19 protein-coding genes are annotated in these 18,506 nt (G+C 38.3%); 3 read left to right on the top strand and 16 right to left on the bottom strand.

Going from position 1 to position 18,506, the window contains the following annotated elements:
• Positions 1 to 203: 203 nt before the first annotated feature.
• From ubiD to trxA, 3 genes are all read right to left on the bottom strand, one after another.
• Positions 204 to 1,685 carry a 4-hydroxy-3-polyprenylbenzoate decarboxylase gene (ubiD, locus tag CXF85_RS05255; protein WP_101227480.1) on the bottom strand — a complete coding sequence of 494 codons (1,482 nt, stop codon included), beginning with the start codon at positions 1,683 to 1,685 and terminating at the stop codon, positions 204 to 206.
• 89 nt (positions 1,686 to 1,774) lie between these two features.
• Positions 1,775 to 3,034: a transcription termination factor Rho gene (rho, locus tag CXF85_RS05250; protein WP_101227479.1), complete on the bottom strand. Its 1,260-nt coding sequence runs from the start codon at positions 3,032 to 3,034 to the stop codon at positions 1,775 to 1,777.
• 253 nt (positions 3,035 to 3,287) lie between these two features.
• Positions 3,288 to 3,614 (bottom strand): thioredoxin TrxA, encoded by a 327-nt coding sequence (gene trxA, locus CXF85_RS05245; protein WP_101227478.1) that lies wholly within the window; start codon positions 3,612 to 3,614, stop codon positions 3,288 to 3,290.
• Between the two features lie 164 nt (positions 3,615 to 3,778).
• On the opposite strand from trxA, the gene rhlB reads away from it, so the two are divergent.
• Both rhlB and CXF85_RS05235 read left to right on the top strand, forming a co-directional pair.
• Positions 3,779 to 5,065, top strand: coding sequence for an ATP-dependent RNA helicase RhlB (rhlB, locus tag CXF85_RS05240; RefSeq protein ID WP_101227477.1), 1,287 nt, complete (start codon positions 3,779 to 3,781; stop codon positions 5,063 to 5,065).
• A gap of 9 nt (positions 5,066 to 5,074) precedes the next feature.
• The gene (locus CXF85_RS05235) at positions 5,075 to 6,055 is read left to right on the top strand and encodes a Ppx/GppA phosphatase family protein (RefSeq protein WP_101227476.1); all 981 of its coding nucleotides are present in this window, start codon (positions 5,075 to 5,077) and stop codon (positions 6,053 to 6,055) included.
• Between the two features lie 23 nt (positions 6,056 to 6,078).
• On the opposite strand, the gene CXF85_RS05230 is transcribed toward CXF85_RS05235, so the two are convergent.
• Both CXF85_RS05230 and CXF85_RS05225 read right to left on the bottom strand, forming a co-directional pair.
• Positions 6,079 to 6,372 carry a hypothetical protein gene (locus CXF85_RS05230; RefSeq protein WP_101227475.1) on the bottom strand — a complete coding sequence of 98 codons (294 nt, stop codon included), beginning with the start codon at positions 6,370 to 6,372 and terminating at the stop codon, positions 6,079 to 6,081.
• On the bottom strand, positions 6,362 to 6,931 hold the full coding sequence (locus CXF85_RS05225) for a TetR/AcrR family transcriptional regulator (protein ID WP_101227474.1): 570 nt from the start codon (positions 6,929 to 6,931) through the stop codon (positions 6,362 to 6,364). The genes CXF85_RS05230 and CXF85_RS05225 overlap by 11 nt, the downstream gene beginning before the upstream one ends.
• 145 nt (positions 6,932 to 7,076) lie before the next feature.
• Here CXF85_RS05225 and CXF85_RS05220 point away from each other — a divergent pair, with 145 nt between their 5' ends.
• Positions 7,077 to 7,733 carry a glutathione S-transferase family protein gene (locus CXF85_RS05220; protein ID WP_101227473.1) on the top strand — a complete coding sequence of 219 codons (657 nt, stop codon included), beginning with the start codon at positions 7,077 to 7,079 and terminating at the stop codon, positions 7,731 to 7,733.
• A 61-nt stretch (positions 7,734 to 7,794) separates the two neighbouring features.
• Here the strand turns inward: CXF85_RS05220 and hemB are convergent, their stop codons facing one another.
• The 11 genes from hemB to ftsE form a co-directional block, all read right to left on the bottom strand.
• Positions 7,795 to 8,841 (bottom strand): porphobilinogen synthase, encoded by a 1,047-nt coding sequence (gene hemB / locus CXF85_RS05215; RefSeq protein WP_101227472.1) that lies wholly within the window; start codon positions 8,839 to 8,841, stop codon positions 7,795 to 7,797.
• Positions 8,842 to 8,871: 30 nt separating this feature from the next.
• Complete coding sequence (locus CXF85_RS05210; RefSeq protein ID WP_232771083.1) at positions 8,872 to 9,753, bottom strand: GGDEF domain-containing protein; 882 nt, start codon at positions 9,751 to 9,753, stop codon at positions 8,872 to 8,874.
• Positions 9,754 to 10,566, bottom strand: coding sequence for a TatD family hydrolase (locus tag CXF85_RS05205; protein ID WP_198555500.1), 813 nt, complete (start codon positions 10,564 to 10,566; stop codon positions 9,754 to 9,756).
• A gap of 41 nt (positions 10,567 to 10,607) precedes the next feature.
• Positions 10,608 to 11,096, bottom strand: coding sequence for a hypothetical protein (locus CXF85_RS05200; RefSeq protein ID WP_101227470.1), 489 nt, complete (start codon positions 11,094 to 11,096; stop codon positions 10,608 to 10,610).
• The gene (gene tatC, locus CXF85_RS05195; protein ID WP_101227469.1) at positions 11,089 to 11,856 is read right to left on the bottom strand and encodes a twin-arginine translocase subunit TatC; all 768 of its coding nucleotides are present in this window, start codon (positions 11,854 to 11,856) and stop codon (positions 11,089 to 11,091) included. Before tatC ends, CXF85_RS05200 begins: the two co-directional genes overlap by 8 nt.
• On the bottom strand, positions 11,853 to 12,317 hold the full coding sequence (gene tatB / locus CXF85_RS05190) for a Sec-independent protein translocase protein TatB (RefSeq protein WP_101227468.1): 465 nt from the start codon (positions 12,315 to 12,317) through the stop codon (positions 11,853 to 11,855). Before tatB ends, tatC begins: the two co-directional genes overlap by 4 nt.
• Positions 12,318 to 12,320: 3 nt before the next feature.
• Positions 12,321 to 12,578 carry a twin-arginine translocase TatA/TatE family subunit gene (gene tatA / locus CXF85_RS05185; RefSeq protein WP_101227467.1) on the bottom strand — a complete coding sequence of 86 codons (258 nt, stop codon included), beginning with the start codon at positions 12,576 to 12,578 and terminating at the stop codon, positions 12,321 to 12,323.
• A gap of 286 nt (positions 12,579 to 12,864) precedes the next feature.
• A complete protein-coding gene (locus CXF85_RS05180) occupies positions 12,865 to 15,324 on the bottom strand; it encodes a TonB-dependent receptor plug domain-containing protein (RefSeq protein WP_101227466.1) in 2,460 nt (819 codons plus the stop codon).
• 296 nt (positions 15,325 to 15,620) lie between these two features.
• Positions 15,621 to 16,478, bottom strand: coding sequence for an RNA polymerase sigma factor RpoH (rpoH, locus tag CXF85_RS05175; RefSeq protein WP_101227465.1), 858 nt, complete (start codon positions 16,476 to 16,478; stop codon positions 15,621 to 15,623).
• 225 nt (positions 16,479 to 16,703) lie between these two features.
• On the bottom strand, positions 16,704 to 17,678 hold the full coding sequence (ftsX, locus tag CXF85_RS05170; RefSeq protein ID WP_101227464.1) for a permease-like cell division protein FtsX: 975 nt from the start codon (positions 17,676 to 17,678) through the stop codon (positions 16,704 to 16,706).
• Positions 17,662 to 18,369, bottom strand: a complete 708-nt coding sequence (gene ftsE / locus CXF85_RS05165) for a cell division ATP-binding protein FtsE (protein ID WP_101227463.1) — start codon at positions 18,367 to 18,369, stop codon at positions 17,662 to 17,664. The genes ftsX and ftsE overlap by 17 nt, the downstream gene beginning before the upstream one ends.
• Between the last annotated feature and the right edge of the window lie 137 nt (positions 18,370 to 18,506).

Below are 18,506 nucleotides of genomic sequence, written 5' to 3'. Positions count from 1 at the left end.
CTTTCAATCCCAATAGCCAGCTATTGCTCAATCAGGCACCTTGTCCTTGAAAATTTATTCTCACTGCTTATTTTAAAATGAAAGCTGTAACCTTAATTAATCCAAATGGTATTATTGGTGATTTCTCATCAGCAAACTAATCGTTGTGACAAGAGTTAATAAGTTAAGATTGCTACTGTATCTGAGTATAGTCAGCAATCTATTTATAAAATATCTAAGTCATCCCAAAGTTCATCGACCTGATCTTTTATTTCTTGTGTCATTTCGATGGGTTCTCCCCATTCACGATTTGTTTCACCGGGCCATTTATTAGTGGCATCCAGACCCATTTTAGAGCCTAATCCAGACACTGGTGATGCAAAATCAAGGTAATCAATTGGCGTGTTTTCGATCAAAACAGTGTCACGGCTCGGATCCATCCGTGTGGTCATTGCCCAGATAACATCTTCCCAATCTCTAGCATTAATATCATCATCACATACGATAACAAACTTAGTGTACATAAATTGTCGTAAAAATGACCATACGCCCATCATTACTCGTTTAGCATGACCTGCATATTGCTTTTTAATAGTCACGACTGCAAGACGATAAGAACAACCTTCTGGCGGTAAATAGAAATCCTGAATTTCAGGGAATTGCTTTTGTAAAATAGGTACAAAGACCTCATTCAGCGCAACACCTAATATTGCAGGCTCATCAGGTGGTCTACCCGTATAGGTACTGTGATAAATAGCATCTTTACGCATAGTGATATGCGTTACTGTCATTACAGGAAAGTTATCCACTTCATTGTAATAGCCAGTATGATCGCCATAAGGTCCTTCTGGCGCCGTTTCTTCAGGGTCTAAATACCCTTCCAAAATGATTTCTGCCGTCGCAGGAACTTCTAAATCATTACTTATTGATTTAGCCACTTCGGTTTTAGCACCACGTAATAAACCCGCGAAGGCGTATTCAGAAAGCGTATCTGGTACGGGTGTAACTGCACCTAAAATAGTGGCAGGATCGGCACCTAAAGCAACGGAGACAGGGTACCTCTCACCTGGATGTTCTTTTTTAAATTCTTGAAAATCAAGCGCACCACCACGATGTGATAACCAACGCATAATGACTTTATTTTTACTCAGTACTTGTTGGCGGTAAATACCGAGATTTTGACGCTCTTTATGTGGGCCACGAGTAACCGTTAAACCCCAGGTTATTAAGGGAGCTACATCACCAGGCCAGCAAGTTTGGACCGGAAGTTTAGTCAAATCAACATCATCACCAGATAACACGATTTGCTGACATAACGGTTTTTTAATGACCTTCACCGGCATATTTAATACCTGTTTATAAACAGGTATTTTACCGATAGCATCACGAAAACCTTTTGGTGGCTCCGGCTCTTTTAACATAGCTAACAACTTACCAACATCGCGTAAGGCACTAACATTTTTTTGCCCCATAGCCAGAGCAACTCTATCAGGGGTGCCAAAAAGATTGGTAAGCACTGGCATACCGTATGGTTCGCCATTTTCATTGACTGCATTTTCAAAAAGTAATGCTGGCCCTTTCGCTTTTAGTGTTCTGTCACTAATTTCGGTCATTGCTAAGTGAGTAGATATAGGCTGAGTAATACGTTTAAGTTGACCTATTTTTTCAAGCTGACTGATAAAGTCTCTTAAATCACTATATTTCATATAAGTTACCGATTTGAGATAAGATTAAATAAAAAAACCAGTCACTTGACTGGTTTTCATTAATTAAGATTGATCATTTAATGCTGCGATTATTTACGCTTCATTGAATCAAAAAACTCATCATTGGTTTTGGTCATGGCAAGTTTGTCGATTAAGAATTCAATGGCACCTATCTCATCCATTTCATGGACGATTTTACGCAAGATCCACATTTTTTGTAATTCATCTGGCTTAGTAATAAGCTCTTCACGACGTGTACCACTACGGTTAATGTTAATAGCAGGGAAAACGCGTTTTTCAGAAATTTTACGTGACAGGTGTAATTCCATATTACCTGTACCTTTAAATTCTTCGTAGATAACTTCATCCATTTTAGAACCAGTTTCTACAAGTGCTGTAGCGATAATAGTTAAACTACCACCTTCTTCAATGTTACGTGCAGCACCAAAGAAACGTTTTGGACGATGTAAAGCATTGGCATCAACACCACCAGTTAAGATCTTACCTGATGATGGAATTACTGTGTTATAAGCACGTGCTAAACGGGTGATTGAATCAAGTAAAATAACCACGTCTTTTTTGTGTTCAACTAAACGTTTTGCTTTTTCAATTACCATTTCAGCCACTTGTACGTGACGACTTGCTGGCTCATCGAACGTTGAAGCTATCACTTCACCTTTAACAAGGCGTTGCATTTCTGTAACTTCTTCTGGACGTTCATCAATCAACAATACCATTAGTTCTGCGTCTGGATTATTGTGCGCAATACTTTGGGCAATGTTTTGTAGTAATAGTGTTTTACCCGCTTTTGGTGGAGCAACGATTAAACCACGTTGTCCTTTACCAATTGGCGAAGCCAAATCTAAAATACGTGCAGTAATATCTTCTGTTGAACCATTACCACGCGCCAACGAGAAACGATCGGTTGGATGAATTGGCGTTAAGTTTTCAAATAAAATCTTATTGCGGGTATTTTCAGGTCGGTCAAAGTTAACTTCAGTCACTTTTAATAAGGCAAAGTAACGTTCACCTTTTTTAGGAGAACGAATTTTACCTTGGATGGTGTCACCCGTTCTCATACTAAAGCGGCGAATCTGGCTTGGTGATACATAAATATCATCTGGGCCAGCTAAGTATGAAGAATCTGCAGAGCGTAAGAAACCAAAACCATCTTGTAAAATCTCTAAAACACCGCCGCCGAAAATATCATTATCGCCTTCAGCATGTGCCTTTAAAATAGCAAAAATTATGTCTTGTTTACGTGTTCTAGCAAGGTTTTCAAGCTTCATTGTCGCAGCAAGTTCAACCAATTCGTTAATGGATTTTTCTTTCAGTTCGGTAAGGTTCATAGGGGGTTTCTTAAACTATTTTAAGTGATGGTGCCTTGGGCGATTGCCGACACTAGTGTGTTTTCAATGTTTTTATATTGTTTACAATAAGTAAGAATAGAGATAAAGCGATGTTATTTTGTACTCAGGAGGTAAATTTAGCACTAAAATTTGATTAGGTAAAGGTAGAATAAAAATGTAATAAGGTATTTAGGTAATTAAAAACAAAAAAACCTGATAACTTAGCTATCAGTTATCAGGCTTTTTTTACAACTTATAAGTTTTTATCTAAAAACTCTTTTAATTGAGTTTTCGATAGTGCACCAACTTTCGTATCGGCAATTTCACCATCTTTAAAAAGTAATAATGTTGGAATACCACGTACACCATATTTAGGTGGTGTTACTGAGTTTTGGTCTATGTTTAATTTACCAACAGTTACCTTGCCATCGTATTCTGTGGCGATATCATCAAGTACTGGGGCAATCATTTTACAAGGACCACACCATTCAGCCCAAAAATCAACTAATACTAAACCCGATGCTTTTAATACATCTGCTTCAAAACTATCATCAGTTAGCTGAACAATTTTATCACTCATCATATTCTCCGTTCGTTATGGCGAAAACGCCTTTGCGGTAATTATACCGTGATTCACTACTTTTCCAATACTGTTTATGTAACATTCATTACATTTAAATCATTAGAATTAATTAATTATTTATTAAGCAACTATTCTGCTAACAAAACTGTTAAGCTAGCGCCATGAAAAAAACACACTTAACTGAAATTAAATTCGCTGACCTAAATCTTGCTCCGCAAGTCGTTACCGGACTAGAGGCCATGGGCTTCGACTATTGTACGTCTATTCAGGCGAAATCTTTACCCGTTCTTTTGCAAGGCACTGATATAGCTGGCCAAGCACAAACAGGTGAAGGTAAAACTATTGCCTTTTTAGCTGCCACTTTCCATCATTTGCTTCAAAAAGAAGCACCTACTCATAATCAACCGCGCGCCTTAATCATGGCTCCTACACGTGAATTAGCAATACAAATTCACCGTGATGCTAAAGAGATGGCAGAAAGCACCGGATTACGCCTTGGTGTAGTATATGGGGGCGAAGGTTATGAAAGTCAACGTTTAGAGCTTGAAGCTGGTGTTGATATACTTATTGGTACTTGTGGTCGTTTAATTGACTACATGAAGCAAGGTATCTACAACCTAAAAAATATCGAAGTCATCGTGCTTGATGAAGCTGATAGAATGTTTGACTTAGGCTTTATTAAAGATATTCGTTATATGTTTGATAAAATGCCTCCTGCAACTGAACGCTTAAGCATGCTGTTCTCTGCAACCTTATCATTCCGCGTTAAAGAGCTTGCCTTTGACCATATGAATGATCCAACCAGTGTAGAAGTTGAACCTGGACAGAAAACAAATATACGCATCTCTGAAGAACTATTTTATCCTTCAAACGAAGATAAAATGACTTTGCTGCAAACGTTAATTGAAGAAGACTGGCCAGAAAAAGCGATTGTCTTTGCAAATACTAAACATGTTTGTGAAAAAGTTTTTGACCATCTAAATGCTGATAATATTCGTGTCGGTTTGTTAACTGGCGATGTACCACAGAAAAAACGTCTAAAAATATTAGAACAATTTACTGAAGGTACTGTAGACATCTTAGTAGCAACCGATGTTGCTGCACGTGGTTTACATATTCCTAGCGTAACGCATGTTTTTAACTATGATTTACCAGATGATTGTCAAGATTATGTTCACCGTATTGGTCGTACAGGCCGTGCCGGTGCAACGGGTCATGCAATTAGTTTAGCTTGTGAACAGTATGTATTTAATTTACCTGAAATTGAAACATACATTGAACATGAACTACCGGTAACTAAGTATGACAGTGATGCCTTACTTACTGACTTGCCAAAACCTAAACCTCGTCAACGTCGCCCTAGACCAGGTGGCAACAGACAAGGCGGTCGTTCGAACACAAGACCGAATAACCGTAATGGTAATAGCCATAGCGGAAACCGCAGTTAATTCAGCACATTGAATGATCTAGCGAGCCAAAATCAAGCCACACCAAAGGCAATACCACAGTATGATGAGAGTCATTATGCTGTGGTCGATTTAGGCTCAAATAGCTTCCACCTGCTTATTACCCAATTAGTTACCTCTCCAACCGATAAATCTATAATAACCGTGAACAAAGTTAAGCAAAAAGTTCGCTTAGCTGCAGGGTTAGATGATAATAATCTGCTTAGTGATGAAGCCATAATACGTGGCCTAAATTGTCTTAAAAACTTCGCTTTATATCTTAATACTATCCCAGTAAATAATATCCTTATTGTCGCTACAGCTGCATTACGGATTGCGAAGAATAACCAGATGTTTTTTGATGCCGCCAAAAACATTTTGCCCAAAAAGATAAAATTATTGAGCGGTGAGCAAGAAGCAAAAACAATTTATTGTGGAGTAGCCCATACTTCACCGACAACAAATACTAAAACATTAGTGCTCGACATTGGCGGTGCTAGTACCGAGATTATTGTTGGCTTAGGCTGTAAAGCGAAAAAAGTGGTCAGTTTAAATATTGGTTGCGTTAGTTTTTTAGGTAAATTTTTTGCTGATGGTCGATTAAAAAAAGAAAACTTTATTCAGTGTACTACTAATGCAGCAGCAGTTATTGATGCCGTCAAAGAAGAATTTATCCAACTAGGCTGGCAATCGGCTGTTGGTAGCTCAGGCACAATGCAAGCTATGACAGAAATACTTAAACAACGTCAACAAGCACCTGTCATTACCTTAGCATTTCTTAATGAAATTCAACAAACACTGATAAGTTGCAAGACAATAGACAATATCGAAATAGCCGGATTAAGAGCTGATCGCAAAGCGGTATTAGCCAGCGGTCTAAGTATTTTAATTGCTTTATTTGAATGTCTGAATATTGAAACATTATGCCTTTCAAGTGGCGCACTTCGTGAAGGGCTGTTATTTGAATTAGTTCCAGACGCAAAAATTATTTAGACTTACCTCATGATATTTTTCGCTCACTGATCTTTAGTTAGTGATGCCCTGAAATACCAAATTGCTACCGGTATCTCAATAACACTGTAACTAAGCAAGGTAAACCAAAACCAATTTAGCTCAAACAGTAGAAAGTTTAATTCAATTCCACTTCCCCAATATTTATTTGCCACTATCACAAGTGCTAACCCAGAAGTTACGCAATCAAATATCGCCACTTTGTTAATATCTTTACCCGCAAGTTTTGGATATACCCAAGTATAAGCAATGACAATAATCACTGCATTTAGTAATAATACACTTAATTCAGCTGACATCACTGCCCTCTTTATTTGATAATGAATTAACGCCTACTTTACAAGCCGCTAAGAGCTCATCACTGAATTTTTCATCATTTAACGCCCGAGATAAGGCTAAGCCACCAATCATCAATACCGCGCTTTGCAAGGCTATTTCTCTATTCACGGTTAGTGATTGAGCTTGGTCTATAAAAGCTTTTAACGTCTTAGTATAAACTTCCTTTACTTGGTCATCTTGCTGATTAATGTCTGAGACTAAAAAAGCGAGTGGACAAGGCTGCTGATAATTATTATCTCTATGTTCCTTACTTAAATAATATTTAGCAAAGTCTTTCATATTCTGCGGACAATTAACTGGTTTACGCTTATACGCCTCCATCCCCGCTTTACTTATTGCTTGCGCGTACAAGTCACTTTTAGAACTGAAGTGGCTATAGAAGGCACCCCTAGTAAGTTCAGCCTTCTTCATTACTTGGTCTATCGATATTTTTTCAAAACCATGATGAGTAAAAAGCATCGCTGCACTTTTTAATATTTTATCTTTTGATTGTTCTTTATGAGTTTCTTGCCAAGCCATCACAAAACTCCACTTATTATTGTTGGTGTTAAAAACTTAATTCTCAGAGCAGTATTTCATAATTTGACAATATGTTCTTGAACATATTGTCAGTCAGGCTAAGTTATAAACTAATTGCACTATTTTATAAATAAAGGAAAAATATATGACAATAAAACCAGTACACATTTACGGACCGACATTTTCAAATTTTGTTCGTAGCGTCATGCTCGTATGCGAAGAAAAACAGATTACTTACACTGTAGGTTTTGAAGTGGATGGCAGCGAAATTGCTTTTAAAGGCGAGCAGCATCTTAACTGGCATCCTTTTGGTAAAATCCCCGTGTTAATTGAAAGTAATATACACGCTGAACTAGCCCTAGCCGAAACCGCTAGTATTTGTCGTTACCTTGATACCGATAAACAGTTACAGCCAAGTAATAGTCAGGATTATGCAAAACACGATTCACTTTGTGCACTTATTTCAATTGATATTGATCGGGTGCTAGTACGTGAATATTTACTAGAGTTTGCTTTTCCCAAGGGAGAAGATAAGAGTGTACGCTTTGATGTAGTTAAAGAAGTACAGCCCAAAGCTACTGCCACACTTGCTATCATTGAGAAATTGCTAAATGAAGATACTTCTTTATCATCTCAAGAATTCACCATAGCCGATGCGTTATTAGCGCCCATGTTACATTACATATCCTGCTTACCCGCTGGTTTTAATTTACTCGCTGACTTTCCAAAAGTAGAACAATACTTAGCTGAATTGATGACTCGGCCATCATGTCAAAAAGTACTCATAGCGAAGCAGTTATAATAATTTGACCCATAAAAAATGCGACCTAAGTCGCATTTAAATTAATTCAATAAGTGAAAAATTAAGCGCCTTCTTTCAACCAACGTGCTACTTGCTTAGCGAAATAAGTCAAAATTCCATCAGCTCCAGCACGTTTAAAGGCTAATAACCCCTCCATCACACAAGGCTTCTCCGCTAACCAGCCGTTTTGAATAGCGGCCATATGCATGGCATATTCACCACTGACTTGATAAGCATAAGTAGGTACTTGAAAGGTATCTTTTACTCGACGTACTATATCTAAATAAGGCATACCCGGTTTAACCATTACCATGTCAGCACCTTCAGCGATATCTTGGGCAACTTCATGCATAGCTTCATTGCTATTAGCTGGATCCATTTGATAAGTGTGCTTGTTGCCGCCTTTAATGTTACCTGACGAGCCAACCGCATCACGAAATGGACCATAATAATTAGACGCATATTTTGCTGAGTAAGCTAATATTTTGGTATTAACAAAGCCATTTTCTTCTAATGCCTCTCTGATTGCGCCAATACGACCATCCATCATATCTGATGGCGCGACAATATCTGCTCCCGCTTCAGCATGAGACAGGGCCTGCTTTATTAAAATATCTTTAGTGACATCATTAACAACATAACCTGTTTTACCCGCTTTGTTGTTATCACTTTCACTCAAAATTCCATCTTGACCATGGGTAGTAAACGGGTCAAGGGCAACATCAGTGATCACTGCAAGTTGTGGGAAATTAGCTTTAAGTGCTCGCACTGCTCGTTGCGCCAAGCCCTCTGAATTATATGCTTCTTCAGCCATCAATGACTTTTTATCACTTGGGGTAACTGGAAATAATGCAATGGCAGGAATACCTAAATCAACCAATTCTTGCGCTTCTTCTAGTAACAGATCAATACTTTTACGTTCGACACCTGGCATTGAAGCAATTGCTTCGCGCTGATTTTCGCCTTCAAGTACAAAGACTGGGTAGATAAGATCATTTACTGTTAACTGAGATTCAGCCATTAAACGACGAGTATGATCATCTACGCGCATTCTGCGCATACGACGAGCAGGATATTGGCCAAAAGCCGCATTGCTATTGTGAGACATAAGAATTCCTAAAATTATTCTGTGAAAATACTATTCAATAGAAGTATATTGCTGGGTTTGATTTCGGCCATTATGTTTAGCCTGATATAAAGCTTTGTCTGCACCGGAGAATATTTGCTCGGGTCCGACATCAGCTTGTTGCTGATAAGTACAGATACCACAGCTAATTGTGAGCGAAATTTCAACATTTTGAAATTTAAAAACTTGCTCACTTAACAGGAGACGTAATTGCTCGGCCAATAATAATGCACCGTCTGCATCGGTATTAGGTAAGATTAAACAAAACTCTTCGCCACCGTAGCGAAATGCCTTATCTTCACTTCGTTTTAAACTTTTTTTGATATGTTGAGCTAGCCAAATTAAACACTGGTCACCCGCTAAGTGACCATGATTGTCATTAACTAATTTGAAATGATCAATATCAATGAGTACTAAACTTAAGGCGGTAAGATTACGGCGACTACGTCGGTATTCGGCTAATATTTTTTGATCATAAAAACGACGGTTATGTAAGCCCGTCAGTTCATCTAACACATTTTTTCGTTCAAGCTCTTGGTTGGCACTTTCTAACTCTTGTAATGCTATGTTTAGCTCTAAAGTACGCTCTTGTACTCTTTCTTCTAATAAATCCTGACTATCTTCTTGCTCTTTAGCCAAAGTATTCATTGCTTGTTCAGCTATTCGAGCGTTACTTTTAGCAGACTTAAGCCGTCGTAACATTTTGTGGTATTTTATTCGATAATGTCGATTTAAATAGAAACCTAACAATAGAGTAATTATGCAGCCTAAGAAAATTCCCATACCAAAACATAGGTGATCGGCGCCTTGTTCAGTCATAGCATTACTTACAGGTGAGTATGTCATCAGTAAAGATGTAAAACCTGCAATTTTAGCGATAACCAATGACTTCATTTATAACATTTCTTTCGTTGATGGAAAATCAAACACCCTTTCGGCATTACAGCTAGTTTGCCAAGCTATCTGCTCTTGGTCAAGACCTGTAATGCTAGCAATTTCTTTGACTATAAAGGGTAAGTAACTCGGTTCATTACGGCTACTTTTAGGTTTCGGCCGAATCGTTCGCGGTGTTAAATAAGGCGCATCAGTCTCGATCAGTAATCGATTTAAAGGAATTGTACTAACAATATCCCGTAAATTCTGACCTCTACGTTCATCGCATAACCAACCCGTTATGCCTATATACATATCCGCTGAAATGCACTGAGTGAGTTCCGCTTTTGAGCCAGTAAAACAATGTGCCACCATAGCCGGGACTTTATCCAAATATGGCGTAAGGATAGCAAACCAGGGCTCAAATGCATCACGTTGATGGAGAAATAATGGCATTTGCAATTCTGCAGCTAAAGCGACCTGCTCACTAAACACTTTTTGTTGTTGAGCTGGCGCTGAAAAATTACGATTAAAATCTAAGCCACACTCACCTATCGCTTTAACTTGATCATGTAGTGCTAGTTGTTTGAGTTGCTCTAGGTAGTCGATACTGACATGGTCTGCATCATGGGGGTGAACACCTGCGGTACTATATAAGAATTTGGGGAATTCTGTCTGATATTGCTGACACAGTAATAATGCTTTCTGGCTTTCTTCAACATTAGTACCTGTGATTAATAAACCATTAAGTTCCGCCATTTGTGCACGACGAATTACGTCTTCTCGATCTTTATCAAATCGTTTATTGGTTAAATTGACACCGATATCTATCAAAACTTGTCTGCTAATAAATTGTTCTTCAAAACGATCACGCTCTATTTAAGCCTTTTAACTTTAATGCGCTTATTAGTATTCTTTTTTTGCAAATACACGGCACCAAGCGCTCCTTTTGTTAGCACAACGAGATCACCTTCATTTAACCTTAATTTAGTTGTATCTTTTTGCTGCCATTTTTGACCATTTTTAAAAGTCAGCTTCCACTGCCCACGTATTGTTTTGGATAATGTACTAATTGTTAAGGTAATAGAGTTTATTTCTTCAGCTATTTCTTTATCAGTTTTTTTTACATGAACTTTAGAAAACTCATCAACTTGTGCCGCTGTCAATGCCGTTATTTGTGGTGCTAACTTACTGTTACTTACATCGATCAGTTGATCAAAGCACAAAAGCCTTGCTGCATCTTGACTGATTTCACTACAAACTTTTATTTTATCATCGAGTTCAGCTTCTTTAGCCAGCACTGTTTGTGAGATTAATAAGCTAGTAACTACAGCGTAGTAACAAAATTTTGTTCTATTAGTCATTTAAATTTTCCTTTACATCAATTGACTCGTCTTCATCTTCTTTATGATAAAACGAAGCAATAATAATACCCACTTCAAACAAAATTAGCATTGGCACAGCAAGCATAGTTTGCGAAATAATATCTGGTGGTGTTAACAACATACCGATAACGAAAGCGCCTACAACAACATAAGCGCGTTTTTCTCTTAAACTATCAGGCGTAGTTATACCTGTCCAGCACATTAAAATTATCGCAATAGGTATTTCAAATGCGAGACCAAAAGCAAAGAATAATTTTAAAATGAAATCTAAATAACTACTGATATCGGTCGCAATAACAACACCTTCGGGTGCTACTGAAGTAAAAAAAGCAAAGACCACAGGAAAGACAAGAAAATAAGCAAAGGCAATACCACCATAAAAAAGTAGGGTAGAACCAAACATTAGCGGGGCAACCAAACGTTTTTCATTGTTGTACAAACCAGGCGCTACAAATGACCATATTTGATATAAGACAAATGGCATGGCGATAAATAATGATAAAACTAAGGTTAACTTAAAAGGCGCAAAAAATGGCGAAGCGACATCGGTCGCTATCATTTGAGACCCTTCAGGCATCACAGATAATAGCGGTTGTGCTACATATTGATAAATGTCTTGTGCAAAATACACTAGGCTACAAAAAACAATTAATACTGCTAAAACCGACCGTAATAAACGATCACGTAACTCTAAAAGATGATCAAAAAGACTGGCAGCTTTTACTGGAGGATTACTCATGGTTGAGGTTTATCACTTTCTTGATTAACTGGCTTTACTGGGTCTTCTGTTACCACACTCAATACCTTTGAGTCATCCTTATCAGGGGATTGCTCAGACTCAGCAATAACACTCGGTGCTGAAGCTAATGACGAGGAAATCATAGAATCTAATGGTCCACGGTCCACTTTTTTGAAGGGTTCGGTTACAGAGTCAGCGGCTTCTTGCAAAGCTTTCAACGATGCAGCAACCTCAGGACTTAAGTTCTCTAAATTACTTTCTTCTGCTTTTTTTAAATTAGCATGTAATTCATGTATGCGTAATTCTTCGGTAAGCTCTGACTTTACCGTATCACTAAATTTTCTAGCCCCTGTAATCCAACCACGAAGAGTACGGATTGCCACGGGTAATCGCTCAGGACCTAAAATAACTAAGCCCATAATTGCAATAAGGATCAATTCCCAAAAGCCAACATCAAACATAAATTAGACCTGATCGGTTTCTTTAGTTTTGCTTGCTGTAGTTTTACTCACGTCTTCTGTCGCAGACGTTGAGTTATCAGCTAAAGTATCCGACGTTTTTTCTGCGCTATTCTTTTGCTCTTTATCTTCACCTATAGCACTTTTAAAACCTTTAACAGCCGAGCCTAAATCACCACCTAAATTACGCAGCTTTTTAGTGCCAAATAATAATACGACAATCACTGCAACAATCACTAGTTGCCAAATTCCGATTCCACCCATAATAATTTAACTCCTGCTATTTAATGCTCACATGTCTAACGTATGCGCTAGCTCATGTTTTAGTAGCAACATTATATACCTAAATAATACCGAGAAACGAGTAAAAGCAGTAAATGAATTGGTAAATGATGAGCTAAAACAACATTTTTTTGTGGGTAAAGCCTTATCGCTTAAAAAGGCAATCCTGAGACTTAGCAATTAACACGATCAAAAAAGGCGACTGTTAAGTCGCCTTTTGTTTGACTTGCTTTAATTCAACTTAATGAATTGCCGCAATGAATACTTGTTAGAATTTATAAGAAGTATTCACGAAGAAAGTACGGCCAACAACATCATAGATGTTTGGTACTGTATTCATATCATTTCCATCTGGAACTTCTTCAGGTTCAGTATCGAATAAGTTTTTAATACCACCCGTTACTTGCCAAGCATCATTGATATGGTAAGCAGCTGAGATATTATGATAAATCACATCATCTGTAGTGTAGCCATTGCCTTCCATACCTTGAATATAGTTAGCCGTGTAAAGAAGGTTTACATCTTCAGTAACGTCAGCACTAACCGTTAAGTTAGACTTTAACTGTGAGTAACCACCCATATTACCATCGATAGTGCCTTCATAGCTGATATCATCTTCTTCAAAATCAAGTAAATAAGTGGTATCAAGTGTTACTCTAAAGATGTCCGCCGCGTAACTAATATTCCAATCAATACCAGAAGTATTTTGCTTACCAATGTTCGTTAGGGTTGATGTCATTTCTGACAAGTCACCATCTGGAGTAATGTTAATAGTTTCACAGGCAGCTAGATCGTCATTGAAACACTTATTCATTTCTGCTTGTACATTAACACGGCTAATTGCGTTGGTAATATCGAACGACCAGTAATCCATCGTTGTTGAAAGGCCGTCAGCTACTTCCCACACTACACCAGCAGTAAATGATTCACTCTCTTCTGGCTGTAAGTCGGCATCGCCAATGTAGTTAACTTTAATTTGAGCGTCTAGTTCTCTTTCCCACGGGTCACTTAAGTAATCAAAAGAACCGGAGTTACCGCTGTATAATTCACTTACACTTGGCGCTCTAAAACCTGTTGCAGCTACTGCTCTAAACATTAAACCATCAGTGATAGTGTAAGTAGCACCTAATTTCCAAGTAGCCGCGCCACCAAAAGTAGAGTAGTTATCGTAACGAGTTGCTGCTTCGACCGTGAAAGAATCAGTTACCGGTACTGATAACTCACCATAGATAGATTGTACTGAGTAATTACCTTCTGTTGGGTCTTGCTGTGCAGCAGTACTTTCACCAGCTTGTGTAATTAAATCAGGTGTGTAATAACCACTTTCAAAACGACTTTCAACACCAATAGCATAACCAATATCAGACTCATTAATACCACTAAAACCAGCAGCTAAGGTAAATTGCTCATTGCCACCTTCATTTTCTTCGGTATACATAATACCTTCACTCATCAAGAATTCTTGTGGTAGTGGCTCGCCACTGAACCAATCATCTTGATGGTCGTAGATACTTTGCTCCATGTTACCAGCATGGATTGAGTTACCAACACTGTCTTTTGAATCATTGCGGCCATAGGTCGCTGACATATCCCACTGAGTGTCATTACTTAAGTAGCCAACTAGGCCAACAGAAGCACGGTAGGTATCTGTTTCTTGACCATAAATACGTGGTCCTGCATCAGTCATACGACGTCTATAATTTAGAGTGTCTAATTCAGGAATTAAAACATCACCCATATCAATACAAGTGCCAGCTTCAGAAGTAGGCTGACAAACTGTTAAGTCAATGTTTGCTGGCTGTGGCGCCATTTGTTGATTTGACTCACGACGGGTATACATAAGGTCAATACTTAACTCAGCGTCATCAGCAATTTCACTGTTAAAACTACCAAATAAACTTAATAGCTCATTTGGTGTTTGTGCATAACTATCGTCAGTGTAATCATAGCTTTCTTCACGAGTTTTCCAACCATCTTCACCATCTGGTACCAAACCGCCTAAAGAACCGCCAGGAACAAATGATGATTCGCCTGCAGGTACAAAATCACGGTCAGACTGGATAACTTCACCACGGTTTGAATATTGTGCGCCAAGTACTATGTTACCACCGGCAAATTCACTACCGTGTAAAATACTAAAACCGCCACTTTCGCCATCACCTTTATCAGTAATGCTGCCATCAGCTGTTATTTCTGTACCTTCATAATCTTTTTTAGTGATGATGTTAACAACACCAGCAATAGCGTCTGAACCGTAAACAGCGGAAGCGCCATCTTTTAAGATTTCAATCGTTTGAATCATTGAAACTGGAATAGTATTTAAATCTACTGAAGAGTCAGCACCGGTACCTGAAGCCACCATACGGCGACCATTTAATAAAACTAACGTACGTTGCGTTCCCATGCCACGTAAGTTAACTGTTGCAGAGCCACCTGAGCCGTTGTTAGAGGTAGAACCTAAGCTCATACCTGATGCAGCTGGCTGCATTGATAAAATTTCTTGTACTGAAGTAAAACCACTTTTAGCAATAAAATCAGATGAAATAACCGTTACTGGGCTAGCGCTTTCCATATCAGTTCTGTTGATACGAGAACCTGTTACTGCAATACGTTCTACATCTTCAATGCCTTCTTCGGCAATTGCTTGTACTGAGGTGAATGATGTTGCGGCAAGGGCAATCATCACTGCACGGTTAACTATATTCTTTCTGGCTGTTCTTAGGCTCATTACTTCTACCTTTTTATCGTTAGTTTATTGGAAACTGATATTTATCAATTGCATCAATACTGCTTGATTTATTTGAAGAAGTTCGTATTAAAGTGTTGTAGTTTAGTTATCTCTGTAATGAGTGTGTGACCGAAGCACTCGTGCGTGTGACCACCTGTAAACCAAACGGTTATTTTTTAGCTTGTTCGCTGAGGTGGGTTCATTTAAAGAAAGGTTTAATATAAAAAAGTGAGTATTGCAGACATAAAAAAACCGACATTAAGTCGGTTTTTTTAAATAAAAGTTATTACTAAACGTTAATCGAATACCATAGTATTTTTCAATTTTGATAAGGCATTTTTTTCTAACTGTCTTACACGTTCGGCTGATATCTGATATTTATTAGCTAGCTCTTGTAACGTCGTTTTATCTTCAGTTAACCAGCGTGTCTTAATAATATCTTGGCTGCGTTCATCAAGAGTCACCAATGCTGTTGATAAACGTTTGTTCGCATGGTTGTCCCAATTGTCATTTTCAACTTCAACCGCTAAATCTGATTGTTTGTCTTGCAGGTATTGAGCCGGTGAAAAATTACTAGCGCCAAGATTGTCATCATCGTCTTTAGATAATTCAAATGCTTGGTCATAGCTGCTCATGCGAGATTCCATTTCCATAACGTCTTTCGTTGTTACGCCCAGGTTTTCCGCTACCGTATTTACTTCTTCAGTGCTAAACCAGCCTAAACGTTTCTTATTTTTACGTAAGTTGAAAAATAATTTACGCTGCGCTTTGGTTGTAGCTACTTTAACTATGCGCCAGTTTTTAAGCACATATTCATGAATTTCTGCTTTGATCCAATGCACAGCAAAAGAAACTAAGCGTACACCTACTTCTGGATTAAAACGTTTGACCGCTTTCATTAAACCGACGTTGCCTTCTTGTACTAAATCAGCATGGGGTAAACCATAACCTGAGTAACCTTTAGCAACATGAATAACAAAACGTAAGTGCGACATAATTAACTCTTGTGCCGCGGATAAATCATTGTCGTTATAGAGACGAGTAGCCAGATCATGCTCTTTCTCTGCGGTTAGCATAGGGATGCTGTACGCGGAACGCTGGTATGCTTCGATACTGCCACTTTGTGGAAGGGTAAGTTGCATTGCTTGACTCATAAAAACTCTCTCCATTCTTTTCTTTAATTCGATCTATGATTTATTCTTTAACTTATTGTTCATTTACGCCGCGGATAGTAACATATATCAACACTTTTGGCGATAGCAGCGATATGAACATTAGCTTAATAGACAGGGGCGCACAAGCCGATCTTTCAATTTTTATATTAATTAAATGTGACTATTTGTAAGTATCTGGAATTATTACTAATAAACAGCTAGTTATTAGTCCGCATTAGGCTCTATCGCTTTAATATGCTGACTTACCGAGATGTAACTACCGACAAGAGCAAGCACTACAGCAAAGCCAATCAACATTAATGCTTCACTCACTGTCAAACCTTGCAATCGAAAGTTACTTTGATAAAGCTCACTTAAATCACTGATAGCGTAACCTAAGTACCAAGCCAGTAATGTCACTGTGATACAAGACAGTATACCGCCAAAAATACCGTACCAAATGCCCGAATATAAAAAAGGTCGCTGGATAAAACTATCGGTTGCGCCAACCAATTTCATAATCGCGATGGCATCTCTTTCATTTAAAATGGCTAATCGGATAGTATTACCGACAATAAGCACGACAGATAAGCAGAGTAATAATGCTACGCCTAAGACAATGTTTTCAATTAAGCGTGCCATCGCTTCTAACCGCGTTAGCCACTCTAAATCAAGCTTGCCTTGTTCAACTTCACGCTCTTTACTCAGTTTTGCTAATAAGGCATCCGCAGCCTGCGCTTGGCTGGCTCTTTGTGTAGGCGTGACTAATATTGTTGCAGGTAATGGGTTTTTATCTAAATATTCAAGTGACTGACCAAAACCTGATAAAATTTTAAATTCTTTTAATGCTTGTTTGGCCGAAATATAACGTACATCTGCGACATCATTATAAAGACTGATACGTTGTATTAAATTTTGTGCGCTCTTTTCCGTGGTTGATAGCTTTAAAAATAAAGTAATTTGCGAAGCACTATCCCACTGTTCACTGACTTGTTGGGCATTTTTAACAAAAAGGTGTAAAGTTGCTGGCAATGCCAAACTGATACCTAAGACAAAAATGGTCATCACGGTAGTAAAGGGTGTGCGCCATAAGTTACCTAAACTGCCTACGGCTTGCTGAACATGTCGAATAGGTAACGTTAACAGGCGAGTTAATAAGCTTGAGCGATCTTTTAAACCACTACTATGAATATTGCTCATCAGTCGCCCCCTGTGCTTGAAGTCCGTCAACAATACCGTCGTTAATCATAGTGCCCTCTTTAAGCGTTAAGGTACGGTATTTCATCCGTGCAATTAAGCCTAAATCATGGGTGGCAATTAATACGGTTACACCAGCGGCATTAAACTCTTCAAATAAACGAATAATGTCTAACGATAATTTAGGATCTAAATTTCCGGTCGGTTCATCGGCAAGCAGAATTGGCGGTTTATTAACAATAGCGCGGGCAATACCAACACGTTGTTGCTCACCACCCGATAACATATGCGGGTAACACTTTAGCTTGGCACTTAAATGTACTTTGTCTAAAGCGGTTGCAACGCGTTTTTTAATTTCTTTATGACTAACACCTTCGATAATTAAAGGTAAGGCGACATTGTCAAAAACAGTACGATCTTTAAGGAGGTTATGACTTTGAAAAATCATACCTATACCACGGCGGACGTAGGGAACTTGCTTGTACTGAATGTCGGATAATTCAGTATGATTGACTTGAATACTGCCCGAACTGGGTTTTTCCATTAATGAGATTAATTTTAGCAAGGTACTTTTACCGGCACCTGAATGGCCTGTTAAAAACGCCATCTCACCGCTTTCTAGACTAAAACTCACTTGTTTTAATGCCAGAAAACCGCCTGGGTAGGTTTTATTTACCTTATTGAAATTAATCATATTATTTTTATTTATTGCACGAGTAAGCTGGCTAACTTAGCACAATTACTCTTATATACCCAAGCTCCTTGATAATGCGTGTTTCAGAGTTACTCAGGTGGGTTAGCACAAGATACATCAATGTATAAATGCTTATT

The organism is Colwellia sp. 75C3, from assembly GCF_002836255.1.
In the GTDB taxonomy this organism is placed as follows: domain Bacteria; phylum Pseudomonadota; class Gammaproteobacteria; order Enterobacterales; family Alteromonadaceae; genus Colwellia.
This window is presented reverse-complemented; position numbering and strand designations above follow the sequence as displayed.